At 73.6% G+C, this 19,309-nt stretch carries 15 protein-coding genes; 1 reads left to right on the top strand and 14 read right to left on the bottom strand.

Translation table 11 applies throughout. The annotated features are described in order from the left end of the window. On the bottom strand, positions 1-405 hold the full coding sequence (locus tag ACGFYU_RS30080) for a globin (protein ID WP_385175091.1): 405 nt from the start codon (positions 403-405) through the stop codon (positions 1-3). 102 nt (positions 406-507) lie between these two features. Here ACGFYU_RS30080 and ACGFYU_RS30075 point away from each other — a divergent pair, with 102 nt between their 5' ends. After that, entirely contained in the window at positions 508-1,542 is a 1,035-nt protein-coding gene (locus ACGFYU_RS30075; RefSeq protein ID WP_393830454.1) for a methyltransferase domain-containing protein, read from the top strand. On the opposite strand, the gene ACGFYU_RS30070 is transcribed toward ACGFYU_RS30075, so the two are convergent. The 13 genes from ACGFYU_RS30070 to ACGFYU_RS30010 form a co-directional block, all read right to left on the bottom strand. Continuing rightward, a complete protein-coding gene (locus ACGFYU_RS30070; protein ID WP_393830453.1) occupies positions 1,523-2,533 on the bottom strand; it encodes an FHA domain-containing protein in 1,011 nt (336 codons plus the stop codon). The genes ACGFYU_RS30075 and ACGFYU_RS30070 overlap by 20 nt on opposite strands. A 47-nt stretch (positions 2,534-2,580) precedes the next feature. Beyond that, positions 2,581-3,906 (bottom strand): VWA domain-containing protein, encoded by a 1,326-nt coding sequence (locus ACGFYU_RS30065; protein WP_393830452.1) that lies wholly within the window; start codon positions 3,904-3,906, stop codon positions 2,581-2,583. A gap of 72 nt (positions 3,907-3,978) precedes the next feature. Next, positions 3,979-5,541 (bottom strand): protein phosphatase 2C domain-containing protein, encoded by a 1,563-nt coding sequence (locus ACGFYU_RS30060; RefSeq protein ID WP_393830451.1) that lies wholly within the window; start codon positions 5,539-5,541, stop codon positions 3,979-3,981. Positions 5,542-5,544: 3 nt separating this feature from the next. After that, positions 5,545-8,499, bottom strand: a complete 2,955-nt coding sequence (locus ACGFYU_RS30055) for a tetratricopeptide repeat protein (RefSeq protein WP_393830519.1) — start codon at positions 8,497-8,499, stop codon at positions 5,545-5,547. A 5-nt stretch (positions 8,500-8,504) separates the two neighbouring features. Next, positions 8,505-9,797 carry a hypothetical protein gene (locus ACGFYU_RS30050; protein ID WP_393830518.1) on the bottom strand — a complete coding sequence of 431 codons (1,293 nt, stop codon included), beginning with the start codon at positions 9,795-9,797 and terminating at the stop codon, positions 8,505-8,507. Between the two features lie 86 nt (positions 9,798-9,883). Further along, positions 9,884-10,921, bottom strand: a complete 1,038-nt coding sequence (locus ACGFYU_RS30045) for a glutamate ABC transporter substrate-binding protein (protein ID WP_393830450.1) — start codon at positions 10,919-10,921, stop codon at positions 9,884-9,886. 20 nt (positions 10,922-10,941) lie between these two features. Beyond that, complete coding sequence (locus ACGFYU_RS30040) at positions 10,942-12,339, bottom strand: hypothetical protein (protein WP_393830449.1); 1,398 nt, start codon at positions 12,337-12,339, stop codon at positions 10,942-10,944. Positions 12,340-12,517: 178 nt separating this feature from the next. Continuing rightward, positions 12,518-13,507 (bottom strand): N-acetylglucosamine kinase, encoded by a 990-nt coding sequence (locus tag ACGFYU_RS30035; protein ID WP_393830448.1) that lies wholly within the window; start codon positions 13,505-13,507, stop codon positions 12,518-12,520. Next, positions 13,498-14,763, bottom strand: coding sequence for a 6-phospho-beta-glucosidase (locus tag ACGFYU_RS30030; RefSeq protein ID WP_393830447.1), 1,266 nt, complete (start codon positions 14,761-14,763; stop codon positions 13,498-13,500). The genes ACGFYU_RS30035 and ACGFYU_RS30030 overlap by 10 nt, the downstream gene beginning before the upstream one ends. 5 nt (positions 14,764-14,768) lie before the next feature. After that, positions 14,769-15,608 (bottom strand): carbohydrate ABC transporter permease, encoded by an 840-nt coding sequence (locus tag ACGFYU_RS30025; protein WP_393830446.1) that lies wholly within the window; start codon positions 15,606-15,608, stop codon positions 14,769-14,771. Then, positions 15,605-16,555 carry a carbohydrate ABC transporter permease gene (locus tag ACGFYU_RS30020; RefSeq protein WP_393830445.1) on the bottom strand — a complete coding sequence of 317 codons (951 nt, stop codon included), beginning with the start codon at positions 16,553-16,555 and terminating at the stop codon, positions 15,605-15,607. The genes ACGFYU_RS30025 and ACGFYU_RS30020 overlap by 4 nt, the downstream gene beginning before the upstream one ends. A 6-nt stretch (positions 16,556-16,561) precedes the next feature. Beyond that, a complete protein-coding gene (locus ACGFYU_RS30015) occupies positions 16,562-17,896 on the bottom strand; it encodes an ABC transporter substrate-binding protein (protein WP_393830444.1) in 1,335 nt (444 codons plus the stop codon). A 107-nt stretch (positions 17,897-18,003) separates the two neighbouring features. After that, a complete protein-coding gene (locus ACGFYU_RS30010; protein WP_393830443.1) occupies positions 18,004-19,221 on the bottom strand; it encodes an ROK family protein in 1,218 nt (405 codons plus the stop codon). Positions 19,222-19,309 lie beyond the last annotated feature (88 nt).

Here is a 19,309-nt window from a genome sequence, read left to right as displayed (position 1 = left end):
CTAGCCCGCGGTGTTGATCATCGAGGCGGCCGCGTACGTCAGGTACTTCCACAGCTGTGCCTCGTGCTCCGGCGCCAGGCCCAGCTCGTCCAGGGCCACCCGCATGTGCTTCAGCCAGGCGTCGTGGGCGGCCGCGTCGACCTGGAAGGGCGCGTGCCGCATCCGCAGGCGCGGGTGGCCGCGGTGCTCGCTGTAGGTGGTCGGCCCGCCCCAGTACTGCATCAGGAACAGCGTGAACCGCTCTTCCGCCGGGCCCAGGTCCTCCTCCGGGTACATCGGGCGCAGCAGCGGGTCCTCCGCGACCCCCTGGTAGAAGCGCCGGACGAGGCGGCGGAAGGTCTCCTCCCCGCCCACCTGCTCGTAAAAGGTCTGCTCCTGCAGCGTGCCCCGCGGAATCTCATTCACCCGACCATCGTCTCAGACGCCCGGGCGCAGGTCCGGGGTCCTACGACCATCCTCAAGGCCACCGCAGTCGCATGCGCGAGCCGCCCGCAGGACAGTGGAGGCATGGGCGCACACACCGCACGCACGGCACGCACCGAAGGGACGACGCGGGACCTGCGGGAGACCGCGCACGCCGCCCAGGTGCGGGAGCTGACGGCGGCCGGGGTGCTGGAGGACCCGGCCTGGCGGGCGGCGTTCGCCGCCGTGCCCCGGCACGTCTTCGTCCCCTACTTCTGGACCGGCCGCGGCGCCGGCCACGAACGCCTCTGGGACGAGGACCCCGACCCCGAGCAGCGCGCCCGCTGGCTGCGCGGGGTCTACGCCGACACCCCCCTCGCCACCCGGCTGCGCGACGGCCGGCTCGTCTCCTCCAGCAGCCAGCCCTCCCTGATGGCGAAGATGCTGGCGGCGCTCGACGTGCGCGACGGCGACAACGTACTGGAGATCGGCGCGGGCACCGGCTACAACGCGGCCCTGCTCTGCCACCGCCTCGGCGACGGTCTCGTCACCACCGTGGACCTCGACGAGGAGATCACCGAATCCGCGCGCACGCACCTGGCCCGGCTGGGCTACCACCCCGAGGTGGTCACGGGCGACGGGGCGCGCGGCTGCCCCGCCCGGGCCCCCTTCGACCGGATCATGGTGACCTGCACGCTGCCGCTCGTCCCGCAGGCCTGGCTCGGCCAGTGCCGGCCCGGGGCGCGGATCCTGGCCCCGCTGTCGACCGGGCTGATCGCGCTGACGGTCCGGGGCCCCGATTTCGCCGAGGGCCGCTTCCTGCACACCCCGGCCTACTTCGTTCCGCTGCGCGGGGCCACGGCGGCGCCGCCGCAGGAACCGGCCGGTCTGCCGCCCGGACTCCCGTACGAGCTGGTGGAGAACGAGCGCTTCCAGTTCATGCTCGTGCTGACCGAGGGCGCGCTGCACCCGCGCGAGGCCCTGGACCTGTGGCGGCGCGAGGACCGGCCGGCCCGCGAGCGCTTCGGGGTCACCGTCAGCGACGAGGGCCAGTGGTCGTGGCTCGACGACCCCCAGGGTCCTTACGTATGGCCCCTGGGGGAGGCGGACCGGCCCGGGTTCAGCCGCGGCGGATGGTGATCGTGGTCCAGGCGCCGACGTGGACCCGGTCGCCGTCGCCCAGCGGCACCGGCACGTAGGGCTGGATCGGCTCCTCGCCGCCGTTGATGGTGGTGCCGTTGGTGGAGTTCTGGTCCACCACCGCCCAGCTCAGGTCGGGCTGCTGGACGAGGACCGCGTGCTGGTGGGAGACGCCCGGGTCCTCCGGGGGCACCGAAAGGTCGATGTCGGGGGACTCGCCGGTGGAGGCGCGGCGCCGGCCGATGGTGATCTGGCCGCCGGTGAGCGGAAGGTGCTGCTCCGGGGAGTACGCGGGCAGGTTGAGCCCGGCCGCCTCGGGGCCGCTGCGCTGCATCATCGCCATGAAGTACGAGCGGTCGGGGCCGATCGTCGCGGTCCACGTGGTGGCGGGGCCGCCCTGGGGCGCAAAGGAAGCCTGCTGCTGGTACTGCGGCGGCTGGTTCTGCGGGGGCTGGTTCTGCGGCGGGTACTGCTGCGGGTACTCCTGACGCTGCTGCGGGGGCTGCTGCTGGTACCCGGGAGTCTGGGGGTGCTGCTGGTACTCCTGGCGCGGCTCGTGCGCCGGAGGCGGCAGCAGCCAGTCGTCCTCGCGTTCGAGCGTCTCGGCGCCCCGGTTGACCCGGGAGGGCCGCGAGCCCTGGTACTCGAAGTGGTCCTGCTGGTACGCCGGGGGCGTCTGCAGCGGCGGCGGAGGCGGAGGCGCGGCACCGGTCGGCTGCGGCCCCGCGTCCGGAGCGAGCGGGGGCGCGTAGGAAGTCGCCGCACGCGTCAGGAAGTTGTACCGGCACTCCTCGCAGAACGGGGCCATGGCCTCGCGGGGCGTGCGGCACTGCGGGCAGAGCTCGGCCTGGGCGGTCGGCTCACCGGCGGTCGGAGGGTAGCCGTAGCCGTAGGAGGGCGCCGCGGGGGCGCCTTCCGGGGCCATGCGGTGGCCGCAGACCTCGCACCAGTCGGCGGCAGCGGACTGGTGCCCGTTCGGGCAGGTCGGCATGGCGGCGCTTCCCCCTTCATCTCCCTGCGTCTTCACGGCAGGTCTTCTCAGGCTTTCTTCACTCGGACGGTCTGTGTCGAACGCGTTTCAAGAGTCATCTCGTCGGCATCGGCGACCTTCGCTTTCAGCCGCACAGTACCCGCCACCGCGTCCACCACATCCACCACCTTCGCCAGCAGTCTGGCAGTGTCGGCGTTCCCGGAGGCGCTTGCCAGCTGTACGGCGCGTCCGAGTTTGGCCGTGGCGCCGCCCACATCGCCCAGTTTGCGCGCTTCCAGGCCCTGCTGGATAGCCTGCGCGAGCTCCGCCTGTCCCGTGTAGTGGGCGACCTGCGGGTTGATGGCGGTCGAGGCGGCCAGGTCGTCCGTCCACACCGCGCGCACCAGACCCTGGGCGAGCACGGCGGCGGGCTCGCCCGCCGCTCCCGGCAGGACGAGCGAGGCGCGGGCGGCGAGCATCTCCCGCCCCAGCTCCGCGGTCGGCACGCGGACGCACACGTGGTAGTCGCGGGACTCGTCGCCCCAGGAACCGGTCGGGTAGTCCCCGGCCCGCGGGCCCGCCTCGGTACGGCGATCGGTCAGGTCCTGGACGGTCGGCGCGACCTGCTTGACGTACTGGATCTCCACGCCCACCGGGGTCCACAGGCGCAGCGCGACGTCCGCGACCTCCTTGCCCATGACGTTCTCCATCATGCGCGTGAAGTCCTCGGCGAGGTGGGCCGGATCGGCCACGATGTCGGCGGAGCCGAGCAGCGCGTTGGCGATGCCGGTGACCTCCTTGACCTCCCAGTCGGTGCCCACCCCGCGGGCGTCGCAGGTGAAACGGCCCGCGCAGGCGTCGAGGGTGGCGCGCAGCACGGCCGGCTCCTCGTGCTCGTTGCGGCCGTCGGTGAGCAGGATGCCGTGCCGGATGGTGGCCGAGGACTGGCGCAGCAGCCCGTCGGCCAGGCGCAGCCAGGTGCCGATGGCGGTGCCGCCGCCCGAGCTGAGACCGCGCAGCGCCTCCTTGGCCTGCGCGCGGGTGACCGGGTCGGCGATGGCGAGCCGGCCCTGGCCCGGGTAGACCTCCTTGGCCTCGTGCGTACCGGCGACCACGGCGAAGGCGGTGCCGTCGCGCAGGGTGTCGACGGCCGCGGCGGTGGCCTCGCGGGCGCCGCGCATCTTGTCCGGCGGGTACTCCATCGAACCGGAGCAGTCGACCATGATCACTACGGCCGCCGAGCCCTGGAGGGCAGTGGCGCGGGTGGCGGTGGCGCCACCGGTGGAGGTCACCGTGACGACGGCGTGGACCTCCCTCCCGCCCTGGGGGAGGAACTCGTTCTGGTACACCTCCACGCTGAAGCGCGGGGCGCTCGGCTTGGTGAAGATCGCCATCGGTGGGACTCCTAGGGTCCTAGAGGGCTGGGTCGCGGCGGGCGGTTCGGCCGGGTGGTGCGGCCGGGCGGGTCAGGCCCGGTGCGGCCGGTCCGCTTCCGCTTCCTGTTCCGGTGGGGCTTCGGTATCCGGGTGCGCGGCGAACGGCACCACGGCCACGGTGACGTTGTCGTGCCCGCCGCCGTCGAGGGCGTGGCCCACCAGGACCTGGGCGCTGTGCAGCGGGCGGGCCGCGGCGTCCGGGGGCAGCACCTGCGCCATCTCCCGGGCGGACTCCGCGTAGTTCCACAGGCCGTCGGTGCAGACCACGACCACCCCGGGGTGGTCCGGCTTGAAGACGGCGGTGTGCGGTTCGAGGTCGTAGGCGTCGGCCCCGAGCCATCCGGTGATGGCGTGGGCGCGGACATCGGCGTAGGCCTCGGCCTCGCCCATCAGCCCGGCCGCGACCATCTGGGCGGCCCAGGAGTCGTCCTCGGTGAGGCGGCGCGGCAGGGCGGCGCGGTCGTCGGGGACCCAGTACGCGCGGCTGTCGCCCACCCAGCCGATGGTCAGAAGTCCGCCGCTGACGACGGCGCCGACCAGGGTGCAGGCGGGGGCGTTCTGCGCGCCCGGGACCTCCGGGGCCAGCGCGTTGACCGCGGCGGCCGCGGCCAGGATCGCCTCGTGCATGGCCTCCTGGGGGTGGGCGCCGCGGGGGAGCGCGTCGAGCAGGGCCTCGTTGGCGGCGCCGGCCGCGGCCGCGGAGGCCTCGTCGGGGCGGCTCGCGGAGGAGACGCCGTCGCAGACGATGGCGACGGTGGCGGTGGAGCCGTCGGGCAGGGCGGTGGCCGCGACCGCGAAGGAGTCCTCGTTGCGGTGGTGGCGCAGCCCGCGGTCGCTGACCGCGGCGACGCTGCCGAGCTCCTCTTCGAGGTGGTCCCGCTCCCGGGGCTGGGCGTGCCCGCAGTGCTCGCAGTACCCGTCGGTGTCGACCTGCCCGGCCCGGCAGGCCACACAGGTCTTCCCGCCGGTCCCCCGCGGGGCCTCGGCGGTGGGCTCCGGGGCCTCCTCGGGCAGGGTGCCGCCGTCGGCCGTGCCCCACGGGGTCCCCTCGGGGGGAGTCGAGGTACCGCCGGGCAGGTCGTACCGGGCCGCCGGCCCTCCCGCCGCGCCGTACGGGGACCCGCCGGGAAGGTCGTAGCGCGACGCCGGGTCCTGGGGGGCCGTGCCGTACGGGGTGGAGCCGGGGCCCCACGGGGTGCCTTCGGGGGGCGTGCCGGTGTGGGCGGCCAGGTCGTGGCGGGCCTCGGGCTCGTCCGCGGCGGCCCGGGGGGCGGTTCCGTACCGGGTCTCGTGCGTGGTCTCGTACGGGGTCTCGCGTACGGGGCCGGGGCCCGCCGGGGTGTCGACGAGGGTCGGCGCGGCCGCGGCCGCGCTCCCCCACCCGGGGGCGGGCTCGGGCGCGGACTCGGCGGCGCCGTAGGGCCCGGCGGCGGCCCCGCGCGGCGGGGCCGTGGGGAGCGGGATCGTCGGGTGGTCCACGGCCGCAGCCGGGGGAGGGGCGGTGACGGCGTAGCCGCAGACGCCGCAGAAACGGTCACCCTCCTCCAGGGGTTCCGCGCAGCTGGGGCAGCCCGACAGCCGATGCATCGACATCACTCACACCCACGTCCGGGGACGGAAACGGTTTGCCCGCTCCACCAGTTCGATCCTCTCCTCGCCCCGCTGCGCCAGCCGTGCGAGGACGCGGTACGAGCGCTCCAGTCCGAAGCGCAGGCCCCGCTCGTCCAGTTGACTGCCGAGCAGCGAGGTCCGGCCGGGGTCGGCACCCCGGCTACCCGACAGTACCCAGTCGAGGGCCGAGCCCAGAACTTCCGTCGCGAGCCGCTCGTGCCGCTCCGGGTCCAGGCCCGACCGCCGCAGCGCCTCCACCTGGTCGGCGGCGGCCCCCAGATCGGCCAGCAGAGGTTCCTGCGGGGACCGGTCGCGCAGACGTGCCCGTACGGCCGCCACCCGCGCGGCGGTGTAGTGGATCGACGCTTCCGGTACGGATTCCAGCGTCCGCACGGCTTCGCCCCGCTCGCCCGCGGCCAGCTGGACCCGGGCCAGCCCGAACGCGGCGCTCACGAAGCCGGGGTCGGTGGCCCAGACGAGGCGGTAGTACTCGGCGGCGTTGTCCAACTGCCCCAGGACCTCCGCGCACAGCCCGAGGGCCAGCTTCGGCGCGGGCTCGCCCGGGAAGGCGTCGTAGATCGCGTCGAAGGACAGCGCCGCTATCTCGTTGTCGCCGGTGGCCAGCGAGGCGATCCCGCGGGCCCACACCACCCGCCAGTCGTCCGGATGCAGGTCCTCCAGCTCCGCCAGGGCACGGCCGGCCGCGGGCAGTTCGCCCAGCTCCAGCCGGGCCCGCAGCTCACGCAGCCGCAGCTCGGCGGATTCGGCCGGCGCCGAGGCGAGGGCGCCCAGCAGGTCGCCGGGCGCGGTGGCCAGCAGACCCGCCAGGAAACCGGCGTTGGGGTCGGCCGGGTCCACCAGCGGCACGGGCAGGGCCAGGGCGGTGTCCCGGGCGTCGAGCGTGGTCGCCGCCGCGGGCCGGCCGGGGGTCACGGGCGCGGGTCCGGGCCCCGCACCCCGGGCCGCCGCCGGAGCCTGCCGCTGCGCGGGCACGGGTGCTCCCGCCACATGCGTGGCAGTGGTCCCGATTCCGGGCAGGGCCGCCCCGCCCACGGGCGTCCCGCCGGCCGGGGTCACGGGCGCACCGGCGCCTCCGCCCGGCCATGAGCCCGAGCCGGAAGAGGGGCCACCCGCAGGCACACCGCCCGTGCCGGGCGCACCGCCGGGCCAACCGGCCGAAGTCCCGGGTACGGGCGTACCGCCGGGCGGAGTTCCCGGCGAGGCGACCGCCCCGCCCGGCCACGAGGTCGTGCCGGAAGCGGGACCGCCCACGGGCGCGGCGAGCGCCCCCGGCCCGCCCGTCGCAGACCCGCCCACGGACGTGCCGCCCGAGGCGAGCGCGCCCGCCGGGCCGGCGCCGGTGGCCCGGCCGCGCAGCCCGAACCGGCCGCCCCGCCGCGAGGCCACGTCCCGTTCGCCGAGGCGGGACACCGCCGTCCCCGCCGCGTCGGCGAACAACCGGTTGTCCGGAACGCGCAGTTCCGGGCCGAAGAGGGTGGACAGCTGCGGCCGCGGCCGGCCCGTCTGGAGGGCGACCACCTCCCGCAGCACGCCCGTCAGCTGGTCCGCCATCTCCTGGGCGGACGCGAACCGCCGCCCCGGATCGGGATCCGTCGCCCGTACGAGCAGCCGGTAGAAGGACTCGTACCGCCTGAACACCTCGATGTGCTCCGGGTCCGGCAGCGAGTCCACGAACACGTTCGTGTAGCCCTGGAAGTCGAAGGTGAGCACCGCGAGCGTGCGCGCCACCGTGTACAGGTCCGAGGCCACCGAGGGACCCAGCTCCGCGACCTCGGGCGCCTGGTAGCCCACCGTGCCGTAGATGGCCGACTCCTCGTCGTCCATCCGCCGCACCGCGCCCATGTCGATCAGCTTCAGCTGGTTCTGCTGCTGGATCGCGTTGTCGACCTTGAAGTCGCAGTACAGAAGGTTTCTGCTGTGGAGGTGACCGAGTGCCTCCAGCGCCTCGATCCCGTACGCGCACGCCTGCTCCACCGGCAGCGGATCACGCCGGCCGTCCGGCCGCCGCCGCTCGTTCGCGATCTCCTTCAGCGATTTGCCGCCCACGTACTCCATGACGATGTACCCGTCCAGCGAACCGGTCCGCTGGTCCAGGTGCTCCACGAAGTTGTAGATCCGCACGATGTTGGAGTGCTCGATCTCCGCGAGGAACCGCCGCTCCGAGATCGCGGCCTCCATCGCGTCCTGGTCCCCGGTGTCCAGCAGGCCCTTGAGCACCACCCACCGGTCCGCGACCGCGCGGTCCACCGCCAGGTACACCCAGCCGAGCCCTCCGTGCGCGAGACAGCCCGCCACCTCGTACTGGCCGCGCACCACATCGCCCGGGTTCAGCTTGGGCACGAAGGAGTACGGGTGCCCGCACTTGGTGCAGAACCCTTCCGTCCGGCCGGGCCGCTCACCCCGGGCCCGGCCCACCGGAGCCCCGCAGTCCGAGCGCGAGCAGAACCGCTTGCGCTCCGGCACCTCCGGGTTCTCCAGGACCGCCGCCGAAGGATCCGGACGAGGCACCTCCGGTACGGTGACCAGCCCGGCCCCGAGCCGCCCGCGCCCCGAGACCGAGGCCGCCGTGCCCGAACTGCGCACCGACACCGACCGGGTGGACGCCAGACCCGACAGGGACCGCGACAGCCGGCCCGACACGGAGCGCCGGGACCCCGACGAGCGCGAGGACCGCGCCGAGGCGGAGGACCGCGCGGATCCGTGTGAACCCTGCGAGCCCATCGACCCCCGGGACCCGCCGGACCCCAGCGAGCCGCCGCGCGCCGCGCTGGTCATCCCCGTCGGCGGCGACACCAGCTCCTCGGCACCCGCCGAGACCGCGCCGATCGGCGCCAGCCCACAGGTGTCGCAGTACAGCTCGCCGCCGCCCATGTCCTCGTACGTCCCCGGGCAGCCGGGGCGAACGCACGCGGTTCCGATCAGGCTCATGCGTCCTCCTTTCCAGGCGTTCCCGCGCCGGTTCCGCCGCTTCCCGCGCCGTTCGCCGCGCCGCTCCCCGTCCCCTGCAACGACTCCGCCGCCGCCTGCTGGTAGCGCAGCACGGCCTGCTCCGCCGCCCGCAGGTCGCAGGGCGCGCTCCACAGCATCCGCCGGGCCGCGTCGTACCGCTCGATCAGCAGCGGGTCCTCGGCCAGCCCGTGCCGGGCCACCTTCGCCTTGTACGCGTCCAGCCGCCCCCGCAGCTCGGCCCGGACGGCCAGCGGCGCCGTCACCGCGGTCAACGATTCACGGGCCCTGCGCAGTTCCTCCTCGGCCCGCTCCTCCAGCGATTCCAGCAGCGGGGAGAGCCGGTGCCAGCGGGACTGGCGCCGGTGCTCGGCCGCCGCCGCCAGCTGCTCCTGCAGGACCGTCGGCGGGCCGCTCACCGCGGGCACCTCCGACGCGGCGATCTTCGCCAGCACCTCGCCGCGCGCCGTCCGCGCCTCCGCCAGGGTCCGGTCGGCCCGCGAGAGCACGTCCCGCAGGGCGATCAGCCGCTGCTCGGCGTCCTGCCGCACGTCCAGTACGGCCTCCACCTCCCGCCGTACGTCCTCCAGCGCGAGCGCGGCCCGGTCGTAGCGCCCGGTGTCCGGACGGCCTCCGCCCGGCGCCGAACTCCCGGCCCCCGGCAGCCAGAACGCCAGCGGATCGGAGATCACCCGCGCCCGCAGCTCCGCCAGCTCGGCGGTGATGGCCTCCAGGTCGTCGCCCGAGGGGTGCTCACCCGGCCGCACCCCCACCGAATGGGCCAGCGAACGGGTCCGGTGCAGCTCGGCGGCGAGCAGGTCGATCCGGGCCGGCAGCGCCGACCACACCGCGTCGGCGGCGACCACCACGTCCAGCGAGCTCGCGTACAGCCCGTTCATCCGCGTCACCAGCTCGGCGAGGGAGAGCCGCTCGGCCAGTACGGAACCCTCCACGGCCGCCCCCGCGATCAGCACACCGGGCCCCCGCAGCCGCTCCGTCAGCTCGACCAGGTCCTCGCGGTTCGGCCAGCGGCGCCGCTCCCGGACCTCCCGGGCCGCGGCCAGGGCCCCGCTGTAGGCGTCGAAGTACGTCCACAGCCGGGTGATGTCCGCGTCGGCCGCCGCCCACCGCTCCTCGGTGACCCCGGTCAGCCCGGCGCCCTCCAGCAGCCGGCGCCCGGCGTGGTCCTGGAGGGCCAGCAGCGAGGTCTCCACGGCCTCGTGCTCCGCGCCCAGCCGGGCCAGGGCACGGTCGACGCCGTCCCGGTCCATCACTGCCGACTGCGCCCCCGGCGACCCTGGCTCCACCGACTGTGCCTCCGCTTCCGATTCTGTCTCCGTACCGGAACCCACCGGCCTCAGCCGTCCCGGTACTTGGGCGGGGGCGGCGCGGTCACACCGGGCAGCACCGGCTGGAGGTGCTTGAGGTACGACTTCATCCACGGGCTGTCGTTGCCGCCCGCGCGGTAACCCTCCAGCACCTTGTTGACCCGGCGGACCAGGTCGGCGGAGTCCTTGTTCATCGCCACGCCGTAGAACTCGCGGGTGAAGGGCGAGCCGACCAGCTGCACCGAGGGGTCCTGCGCGGCCTGGCCGGCGGCGAGGGCGTTGTCCGTGATGATGCCGTCCACCTCGCCCAGCTGCAGGCGCACCAGGCAGTCCAGCTGGTTGGCCACGGCCACCGGCGCCGAGCCGTACGACTGAGCCTTCAGCGTGGCCTCCGCCGTGGAACCGGCCGCGAAGCAGATCCGCTTGTCCTTCAGCGAGGTGTCGTAGCCGGTGATCGGCGAACCCTTCGGCGCCAGCACCTGCTGCCCGGCCTCGAAGTACGCCGTCGAGAAGGCGACGTCCTCCAGCCGCTTGCAGTTGATGGTCATCGTCCGCACGACGATGTCGACACGGCCCTCCTGGAGCGCGGGGATGCGCTGGCTGGTGGGGATGGCCCGGTAGATCACCGCGTTCGGGTCGCCCAGGATGTCCTGCGCGATCGCCTTCACCAGGTCGATGTCGAAACCGTCGAGCCGGCCGCCGTCGGACTGGTTGCGGTACCCCCAGCGGAAGCTGTTCTGGTCCACGCCCGCGACGAGCTTGCCCGCCGCCTTGATCCGCGCGATGGCCGCACCGTCCAGCCCGGACGGGCGCAGGCTGGCCTCCGGGTCCTGACAGGTGTCGGCCGGAGCCGCCGGGGCCGCCACCATCGAGGCCGGCTCGCGGACCGTCCCCGGCCGGCCGGCCTCCGGCGCCGCGTGCGCCAGCGGCAGCAGCACCGCCGCGGCCGTCACCGCGCAGGCGGCGGCCATCGCGCTCACGCCGCCCCAGCCGCGCAGCCGCCGCGTCAGGCGCCGCACGCCGGACACCCCGTTCTTCCCGTCACCGTGGCCTTCGGAGGCTCGCATCGCCCGTATCCGCATCGCTCTCACCTGTACTCCGAAAGCCTGCGCCCGATGCCCAGCAGCGCCGCCGCCGCGCCGACGACCACGAGGGCCGCCGCACCGGTCACCAGACCGCCCAGAGCCCCGAGCCCGTCCCGGGCGGCCCGGGTGAACTGCTGCTGCTCGTGCGTCACGGCCTGCTCCAGGGAGGCGTCCACCGTGTCGAAGGCAGCGCCGCTGCTCTCCTTGTGGTTCTTGTCCCCGACGACCTGGGGCAGCGCGGCCTCGTAGTCCCCCTTCAAGTCCGCCTCCCGGGCCGCCGTGTGGCGCTGCTTCCACTGCTTGACACCGTCCGTGGCGCGCGTCACGGGCGCCCGGCCGGCCTCGTCGTCGGCCAGCCGCAGCGCGGTCGCCAGCCCGGCGTCGAGCTCCTTCATGTTGTTGGTGAAGTCCACGTCGTACTTGTCGGACTTCTTGTCCTCGGCCAGGACGGCGCCCCGCGCGACCAGTGTCAGATTCTCACCGGCCCGCGCCTGGAGCGAGGCGATCCGCGCGTCGTTGAGCACTTTCAGGGACTCCTGCCCGTCGGCCCGGGCCTCACTCAGCGAGGACCGCGCGACCGTGTGACCCACCGCCAGCCACAGCAGTACCACGACGGACGCGGCCGTCGCGGCCACCAGGCCGTGGTTGAAGACCCGGTTCGTACGACGGTAGTTGCGCCGCTGCGCCCACACCAGGGCCGCCAGGGCGAACAGCCCCGCGGCGAGCGAGGCCAGCGGCCAGGACCGGGCGTCGTCGTAGTCCGTGTAGAGCCGGCCGGTCTCCGCCTCGTACAGCCGCTGCGCGGCCGGCAGCAGCTGGGTGGTCATCTGCTCGTTGGCGTACCGGAGATAGGCGCCGCCCAGCGGCAGGCCCTGCCGGTTGGCGGCCCGGGCCTGCTCTATCAGCCCGGTGTAGCGCGGCAGCTGCTCGCTCAGCAGGGCGATCTGCTCGCGGGCCTCCTTGCTGCCGCCGGTGTTGGCGGCCGCGCTCACCAGCAGCTTGGAGGCGTTGGCGATGTCCTTCTCGTACCGCTGGCGCACCTCGCGCGGCTCCTGGGCGCCCAGCAGGAACCCGCTGGAGGAGGTCGTGTCGGCGTCCGCGAGTGAGCGGTAGATGCTCGCCGCGTCCGCGCTCAGCGGCTGGCTGCGGCCCACGACGTCCTCGGCCGCGGTGGACCGGGCGGCGATCTCCCACACGCTGACCGCGCCGAACAGCACGATCAGCGCGGCCAGCACGGCCCCGATGATCCGCAGTCGGCCCGGCTCGGTCGTCGCCGCCTCGCGCAGCCGCTCCACGCCCTCGGCCCAGGCGGTACCCCGCCGCGCCGGCGCGGCCGACGGCACCGGGGGCGGTCCGGAGACACCGCCCCCCGGCGCGGGCGCGCGTGATGTGATGGCCACCGTGACCTCCCCCTCGGTCTCATGCTCCGCAGCAGTATGGCCGTACCGACGGCCGACCACACCACCCGGTGCCCGATCTCGGGCGATCCACCCCCCGCGGCCGCCCCCACGACCCCTTCACCGTCAATACGCGCGTAGGGGCCCCACGGTTCCAGACCGACCCCGTCCCGGGGCAGGTTCACCCGAATTGGGCGCGGAGTTTCGCGTCGGCCGAGGGTGGGGAGCCGACGGCGTCCAGGCCCAGGAGGGCGGCGCCCAGGACCGGTGGGGCCGTTACCACCGTGACGCGGGCGTGCGGGGCGCGTTCGGCCAGGAGTTGCTCCACGCGGCCGTTGAGCTGGGGGTGCCCGGCGGCCAGGACGCTGCCGCCCAGGACCACCGGGACCTCCTCGGTCAGGAGGTCCAGGCGCCGCAGGGCCACCGTCGCCATGGTCGCGACCTCCTCCGCCTGCCGGTGCACCAGGGACAGCGCCACCGGGTCCCCGGCGGCGGCCACCGCGAACAGCACCGGGGTCAGCTCGTGCCGGCGCCGGCCCGGGATCCGGTCCAGGTGCAGGGCCTCGATCAGCCCGTACATCGAGTCCAGGCCGAAGTGCGCGGGCAGGGCCCGGGCCAGTTCCGTAGGCTCCCCCCGCCCGTCCTCGGCGCGGGCCGCGAACCACAGGGCCTCCTCGGCCAGTCCGCCACCGCCGCCCCAGTCGCCGGAGATCCGGCCGATGGAGGGGAAGCGGGCGGTCCGCCCGTCCGCCGTCATGCCCACGCAGTTGATGCCCGCCCCGCACACCACCGCCACACCGCGCGGCTCGGCGCCGAGCGGCAGCCCGGCCCGCAGCAGGGCGAAGGTGTCGTTGTGCACCGTCGTCGTGCGGCCCCAGCCCCGGCGCTTGATCTCGCGGGCCAGCTTCCACTCCTCCACCGGGAAGTCGGCGTTGGCCAGACAGGCCGACACGTGGTCGGCGCACGGCCCGACCTCCCCCCTCGCGTACAGGCCGACCGAGGCCATCGCCTGCGCGATCACGTCGACCGCCGCGGCCACGCCCGTACGGAAGGGCTGGAACCCGCCGGCCCGCCCGGTGCACATCACCGAGCCGTCCGGGGCGACGAGGGACACGTCCGTCTTGCTGTTGCCCGCGTCGACGGCCAGGACGTAACGGAGCTTCACGCCCACGGCAGGTGCTCCTTGTTGTGCGCGAGCAGCCGGTCCGTCAGCCCCTCGGCGAGGTCGAACTGGCCGACCAGCGGATGTGCCAGCAGCGCCCGGAAGACCCGCTCGCGGCCGCCGCGCACCGCCGCGTCCAGCGCGAGGTCCTCGTACGCCGTCACGTTCGAGATCAGCCCGGCGTAGAGGGGGTCCAGCCGGGGGACGGGCAGCGGCGCCACCCCCGAGGCGGTGACGCGGGCCTGGACCTCGACGACCGCGTCGTCCGGGAGGAAGGGCAGGGTGCCGTTGTTGTACGTGTTCACCACCTGAACGGGGCTGCCGCCGTCGCCCAGCAGCGAGGCCGCCAGGTCCACGGCCGCCTCCGAGTAGAAGGCCCCGCCCCGCTTGGCCAGCAGCGCGGGCTTCTCGTCCAGCGCGGGGTCCCCGTACAGGGCCAGCAGCTCCCGCTCCATCGCGGCGACCTCGGCGGCCCGGGAGGGCTTGGTCGCGAGCTCCCGGACGACCTCGTCGTGGGCGTAGAAGTAGCGCAGGTAGTACGAGGGCACGACCCCGAGCCGGTCCAGCACCGCGCGCGGCAGCCGCAGCTCCCCGGCGATGGCCTCGCCGTGCGCGGCGAGCAGGCCCGGCAGCAGGTCCTCGCCGTCCGGGCCGCCCCGGCGCACGCCGAGCTCCCAGGTCAGGTGGTTGAGCCCGACGTGGTCCAGGTGGATGTCGGCCGGCGCCAGGTCGAGCAGGGCCGCGAACTTCCGCTGGAGCCCGATGGCGACGTTGCAGAGCCCGACCGCCTTGTGCCCGGCCTGGAGCAGGGCGCGGGTGACGATGCCGACCGGGTTGGTGAAGTCGATGATCCACGCGTGCGGGTTGGCCCGGCGGACCCGTTCGGCGATGTCGAGGACCACGGGGACCGTGCGCAGCGCCTTGGCGAGGCCGCCCGCGCCCGTGGTCTCCTGACCGACGCAGCCGCACTCCAGCGGCCAGGTCTCGTCCCGGAGCCTGGCCGCCTGCCCGCCGACGCGCAGCTGGAGCAGGACGGCGTCGGCGCCGTCGACGCCCGCGTCGAGGTCGGTGGTGGTGGTGACGAGCCCCGGGTGCCCCTCCCGGGCGAAGATCCGCCGGGCCAGCCCGCCGATCAGCTCCAGCCGTTCGGCGGCCGGGTCGATCAGCACCAGTTCGCTGACGGGCAGGGTGTCGCGCAGCCGCGCGAAGCCGTCGATCAGCTCGGGGGTGTAGGTGGAACCGCCGCCCACCACTGCCAGTTTCATCGTGATCAGCCTTTCACTCCGGTCAGGGTGACGCCTTCGACGAACGCCTTCTGGGCGAAGAAGAAGAGGACGATCACCGGTGCCATGACCAGTACGGTCGCGGCCATGGTCAGGTTCCAGTTGGTGTGGTGCGCTCCCTTGAAGGACTCCAGTCCGTAGCTGAGCGTCCAGGCGGCGGGGTTGTCGGAGGCGTAGATCTGCGGGCCGAAGTAGTCGTTCCACGCGCAGAAGAACTGGAACAGCGCGGCGGCGGCGATGCCCGGCTTCGCCATGGGCAGGACCACCCGCAGCAGGGTGCGCAGCTCGCCGCAGCCGTCGACGCGTGCCGCGTCCAGGTACTCGGCGGGGATGGTCAGCAGGAACTGGCGGAGCAGGAAGATGGTGAAGGCGTCGCCGAAGGCCATTGGGATGATCAGCGGCCACAGGGTGCCGGACAGGTCGAGCTGCTTGGCCCAGAAGAGGTACATGGGGATGACCACCACCTGGGGCGGCAGCATCATCATCGCGATGACCAGCAGCAGGGACAGCCGCCGTCCGCGGAAGCGGAATTTGGCGAGGGCGTAGGCGACGGGCACCGAGGAGACCACGGTCAACAGGGTGCCCAGCCCGGCGTACAGGAGGGTGTTGCGCCACCAGGTCAGGAAGCCGGGCGTGTTCCACACCTGGGCGTAGTTGCCCCACTCCCAGGTGTCCGGCCAGAGGTCGCGGGTCAGGGCCTGCCGGTCGCCCATCAGGGAGGTGAGGAGGAGGAAGACGAAGGGGAGGACGAAGAACAGGGCGGCGGCCACGCCCAGGGAGTGCACCCCGACCCACTGCAGTACGGCCTTGCGGCGGTGCGTGCTCATTCGCCTGCTCCGATCAGTCCGCCACGGCGGCGCATGAGGAGCGCGGTGAAGGCCATGGAGAGGGCGAAGAGGACCAGTGCCACGACGCACGCGGTGCCGTAGTCGAAGCGCTGGAATCCGAGGTTGTAGACGAGCTGGGGCAGGGTCAGCGTGGACTTGTCGGGGTAGCCGGGCTCGAACTGCTGGCCCGAGCCGCCGATCACGCCGGCCGCCACCTTCCCGGCCACGAGGGGTTGTGTGTAGAACTGCATGGCCTGGATGACCCCGGTGACCACGGCGAACATGATGATCGGCGAGATGTTCGGCAGGGTGATGTGCCGGAACCGCGCCCAGGCGCCCGCCCCGTCCAGCTCGGCGGCCTCGTACTGCTCCCTCGGTACGTCGAGCAGCGCGGCCATGAAGATGACCATCAGGTCGCCGGCCCCCCACAGCGCGAGCGCGGTCAGTGCGGGCTTGGACCAGTCGGCGTCGGTGAACCAGCCGGGTGCGGGCACTCCCACCGAGTCCAGCAGGCTGTTGACGGGGCCGGTGCCGGGGTTGAGCAGGAAGACGAAGGCCAGGGTCGCGGCGACCGGCGGGGCCAGGTAGGGCAGGTAGAAGAGGGTCCGGAAGAGCCCGGCCCCCGTCTTGATCTTCGTGATGAGCAGGCCGATGCCGAGGCCGAAGAGGACCCGGCAGCCCACCATCACCAGGACCAGCCACAGGGTGTTGCGCATGGCCGGCCAGAACAGCGGATAGTCGCCGAAGACGTAAATCCAGTTGTCCAGGCCGTTGAAGGCGGGCTGCCGGAAGCCGTCGTACTTCGTGAAGGAGAAGTACAGGGTGGACAGCATGGGGTAGGCGAAGAAGACCGCGAAGCCGATCAGCCAGGGGGACATGAAGGCCGCGGTCCGCAGGGCGGACCGGCGGCGCTTGGCCCGCAGTGTGGGGGTGGTCGTCGGGGGCATCGGGGGCTACTTTGCCTTCGCGATGTCCGTGTCGATCTGCTGGTCGGTCTTGGCGAGGCCGGCCGGGATGTCGGCGACGTCGCCCTTCTCGACCGCGTACGCGAAGTCCGTGAAGGTCAGCTGGTAGGTGCCGCCGTCGGCCTGGGCGGGGGTGGTGCTGGACTTCGGGTGCCGGGCGATGTCGAGGAAGGTCTTGAACTCCGGGCTGACCTGGAGGTTCGGGGACTCCAGGGCGGCCAGGGTGGAGGGCACGTTGTGGATGGCGTTGGCGAAGGCCACGACCGCCTCGGTGTCGGTGGTCATGTACTTGACCAGTTCCCAGGCGGCGTTCTGCTTCTTGCTGCCCGAGGCGATGCCCATGATCGTGCCAGAGAGGTACCCCTTGCCGTAGTCGGCGGCCTGGTCGTCCGGAACGGGCAGCGGCGCGGTGCCGATCTCGAAGGTCACCCCGGCCTCCTTGGCCATCGCGGGCCGCCACTCGCCGTCGATCTGCATGGCCACCTTGCCGGTGTGGAAGGGGTGTTCGGCGCTCCACTCGTCACCGAAGCCGGCGCGGAACTTCTCCAGCCTCTCGTAGCCGCCGAGCTTGGCGACCAGGTCCTTCTGTGCGGCCAGCATCTTCGCGAAGGCCGGGTCCTCGGCCAGGTTGGACTTGCCGTCGGCGCCGAACCAGGTGGGGCTCCACTGCGCGGCGAGCCGCATGGGGGTGGTCTCGTAGCCGTGGAAGGTGGGCATCAGGCCGAGCTGTTCGTACGAGTCCCCGCTGGTCCTGGTCAGCTTCTGGGCGACCTCGGTGAACTGGCTCCAGGTCTTGGGGGGCTCGGTGATGCCGGCGGCCGCGAAGGCGGTCTTGTTGTAGACGAGGCCGTAGGCGTCGTTGAGCAGCGGCAGGGTGCACTGGTTGCCGTTGAACTGGGTGTATTCCAGCAGGGTCTTGGGGAAGACCTTCGCCTTGTCGATGCCGGCCTTCCGGAGGAAGGGGTTCAGGTCGGCGAAGGCCTTGGAGTTGCAGAACTTGCCGACGCTGTCCGTGGTGAAGGAGGAGACCACGTCGGGGGCCTTGTCCCCGCCCGCGCGCAGCGCCTGGTTGATCTTGTCGTCCGTCATGTTGCCGGTGACGTTGACCTTGATGTTCGGGTGCGCCTGCTCGAACCGGGCGATGTTCTCCTCGATCGCCTTGGTCTCGCTCGGTGCGGACCAGCCGTGCCAGAAGTTGAGGGTGACGTCCGCCTTGGGGTCGTCGGAGGCCGTGTCGGCGCTCTGGCCCGTACAGGCGGTGGCGAGTACGGATATGGCGGCCAGCGCAGCGGCCGTGGCGGTCAGGCGTGCGGTTCTGGGCATGGCGGGGCTCGCTCTCTGCGTGAGGAACTTCCGTGGGGGGTGCCAGTGAGGGGTGTGCCTGTGGGTGCGCTCGTGGGGGTGCGTGTGGGGCCCGGGGGACGGGCGGATCAGCGGGAGGTGTCGAAGACCTCGTCGCGGGTGGCGGCCAGCGCGCTCTCCAGCGCGCCGTGCAGCACCGGCCGTTCCCGCACCTCGCCGGAGACCAGGCGGGGCCGGGACGGGGCCAGTTCGGCGAGCTCGGCCTCCAGCAGGCGGCGCAGCGGGTCGCCGCCCGCGGCGATCACGGCCCCGGACAGCACCACGATCTCCGGGTCCAGCACGGCGACGAGCGAGGCGAGGCCGGTCGCGAGCGCGGTGGCGTACGACTCGAGGAAGCGCAGGTACGGGCCCTCGGGCGCGGCGGCGGCCCGCGCGAGCAGCGCGACGGCGGCGGTGACCTCCTGGCTGTACGAGCCCTCGGAGTCGGGGGCCGGAGCGGCCTCGACGCCGAGTTCCGCGGCGAGCCCGGGCAGCACCTGTACGCCGGCCAGCTCCTGGTAGCCGCCGGTGTTGGCCCGCGTGACCTGCCGGACCAGGGGGTGGCCCGGCACGGGCAGGAAGCCGACCTCGCCCGCGCCGCCGGTCCAGCCGCGGTGGAGCCGGCCGCCGAGCACGAGGGCGGCGCCGAGGCCCTCCTCGTTCCACAGCAGGACGAAGTCCTCGTGGCCGCGGGCCGCGCCCAGGCGCTGCTCGGCGACGGCGGCGAGGTTGACGTCGTTCTCGTACTCGACCGGCATCGGCAGGGCCGCGGCCAGTTCGTCGAGGAGGGTGGGGGAGTGCCAGCCGGGCAGGTGGCTGGCGTAGCGCAGCCGGCCGGTCTGCGGGTCGAAGGCGCCGGGGGTGGCGATGACCGCGCGGCGCAGGTCGGAGTGGTGCAGCCCGGCCGCCTTGACGGCGCCGCCGAGGGCCTCGGTGACCTGCCGGACGGCGTCGGTGCCCTCGGTGTACGGGACCTCGTGCGTACCGACCACGGTGCCGGTGAGGTCGGCGACGGCGGCGAGGACCCGTCCGGGGGTGACGTCGAGTCCGCCGACGTACGCGGCCCGGGGGTTGATCGCGTACAGCTGGGCGCTGGGGCCGGGGCGGCCCCCGTCGGTGCCGGTGGCCACGACGAGTCCGGCGGCCTCCAGGCGGGCCAGCAGCTGGGAGGCGGTGGGCTTGGAGAGCCCGGTGAGACTCCCGATCCGGGTCCGGGACAGGGGACCGTGCGTCAGCAGGAGTTCGAGCGCGGCCCGATCGTTCATGGCACGCAGCAGGCTGGGCGTTCCGGGGGTGGCGGCGGGCATGGCGCGGTCTCTCCCTCACCGAGGTGAACTGTTAGGTAAGTTTCCTATCACCGTTCGGGCCCTGTCAATGGCGCTGCCCCGCAGGATG

The organism is Streptomyces sp. NPDC048337 (assembly GCF_043201175.1).
Lineage (GTDB): Bacteria > Actinomycetota > Actinomycetes > Streptomycetales > Streptomycetaceae > Streptomyces.
Note: the sequence above shows the minus strand (reverse complement) of the source record. Positions and strands in the feature narration are given on the sequence as shown.

What these genes read in the sequence shown, in the direction of transcription:
- ACGFYU_RS30020 (WP_393830445.1), bottom strand. Translation starts at nt 16,555, where the DNA reads ATGCCCCCGACGACCACCCCCACACTGCGGGCCAAGCGCCGCCGGTCC.
- ACGFYU_RS30065 (WP_393830452.1), bottom strand. Translation starts at nt 3,906, where the DNA reads ATGGCGATCTTCACCAAGCCGAGCGCCCCGCGCTTCAGCGTGGAGGTG.
- ACGFYU_RS30070 (WP_393830453.1), bottom strand. Translation starts at nt 2,533, where the DNA reads ATGCCGACCTGCCCGAACGGGCACCAGTCCGCTGCCGCCGACTGGTGC.
- ACGFYU_RS30025 (WP_393830446.1), bottom strand. Translation starts at nt 15,608, where the DNA reads ATGAGCACGCACCGCCGCAAGGCCGTACTGCAGTGGGTCGGGGTGCAC.
- ACGFYU_RS30030 (WP_393830447.1), bottom strand. Translation starts at nt 14,763, where the DNA reads ATGAAACTGGCAGTGGTGGGCGGCGGTTCCACCTACACCCCCGAGCTG.
- ACGFYU_RS30015 (WP_393830444.1), bottom strand. Translation starts at nt 17,896, where the DNA reads ATGCCCAGAACCGCACGCCTGACCGCCACGGCCGCTGCGCTGGCCGCC.
- ACGFYU_RS30050 (WP_393830518.1), bottom strand. Translation starts at nt 9,797, where the DNA reads ATGGACCGGGACGGCGTCGACCGTGCCCTGGCCCGGCTGGGCGCGGAG.
- ACGFYU_RS30060 (WP_393830451.1), bottom strand. Translation starts at nt 5,541, where the DNA reads ATGTCGATGCATCGGCTGTCGGGCTGCCCCAGCTGCGCGGAACCCCTG.
- ACGFYU_RS30045 (WP_393830450.1), bottom strand. Translation starts at nt 10,921, where the DNA reads ATGCGAGCCTCCGAAGGCCACGGTGACGGGAAGAACGGGGTGTCCGGC.
- ACGFYU_RS30010 (WP_393830443.1), bottom strand. Translation starts at nt 19,221, where the DNA reads ATGCCCGCCGCCACCCCCGGAACGCCCAGCCTGCTGCGTGCCATGAAC.
- ACGFYU_RS30075 (WP_393830454.1), top strand. Translation starts at nt 508, where the DNA reads ATGGGCGCACACACCGCACGCACGGCACGCACCGAAGGGACGACGCGG.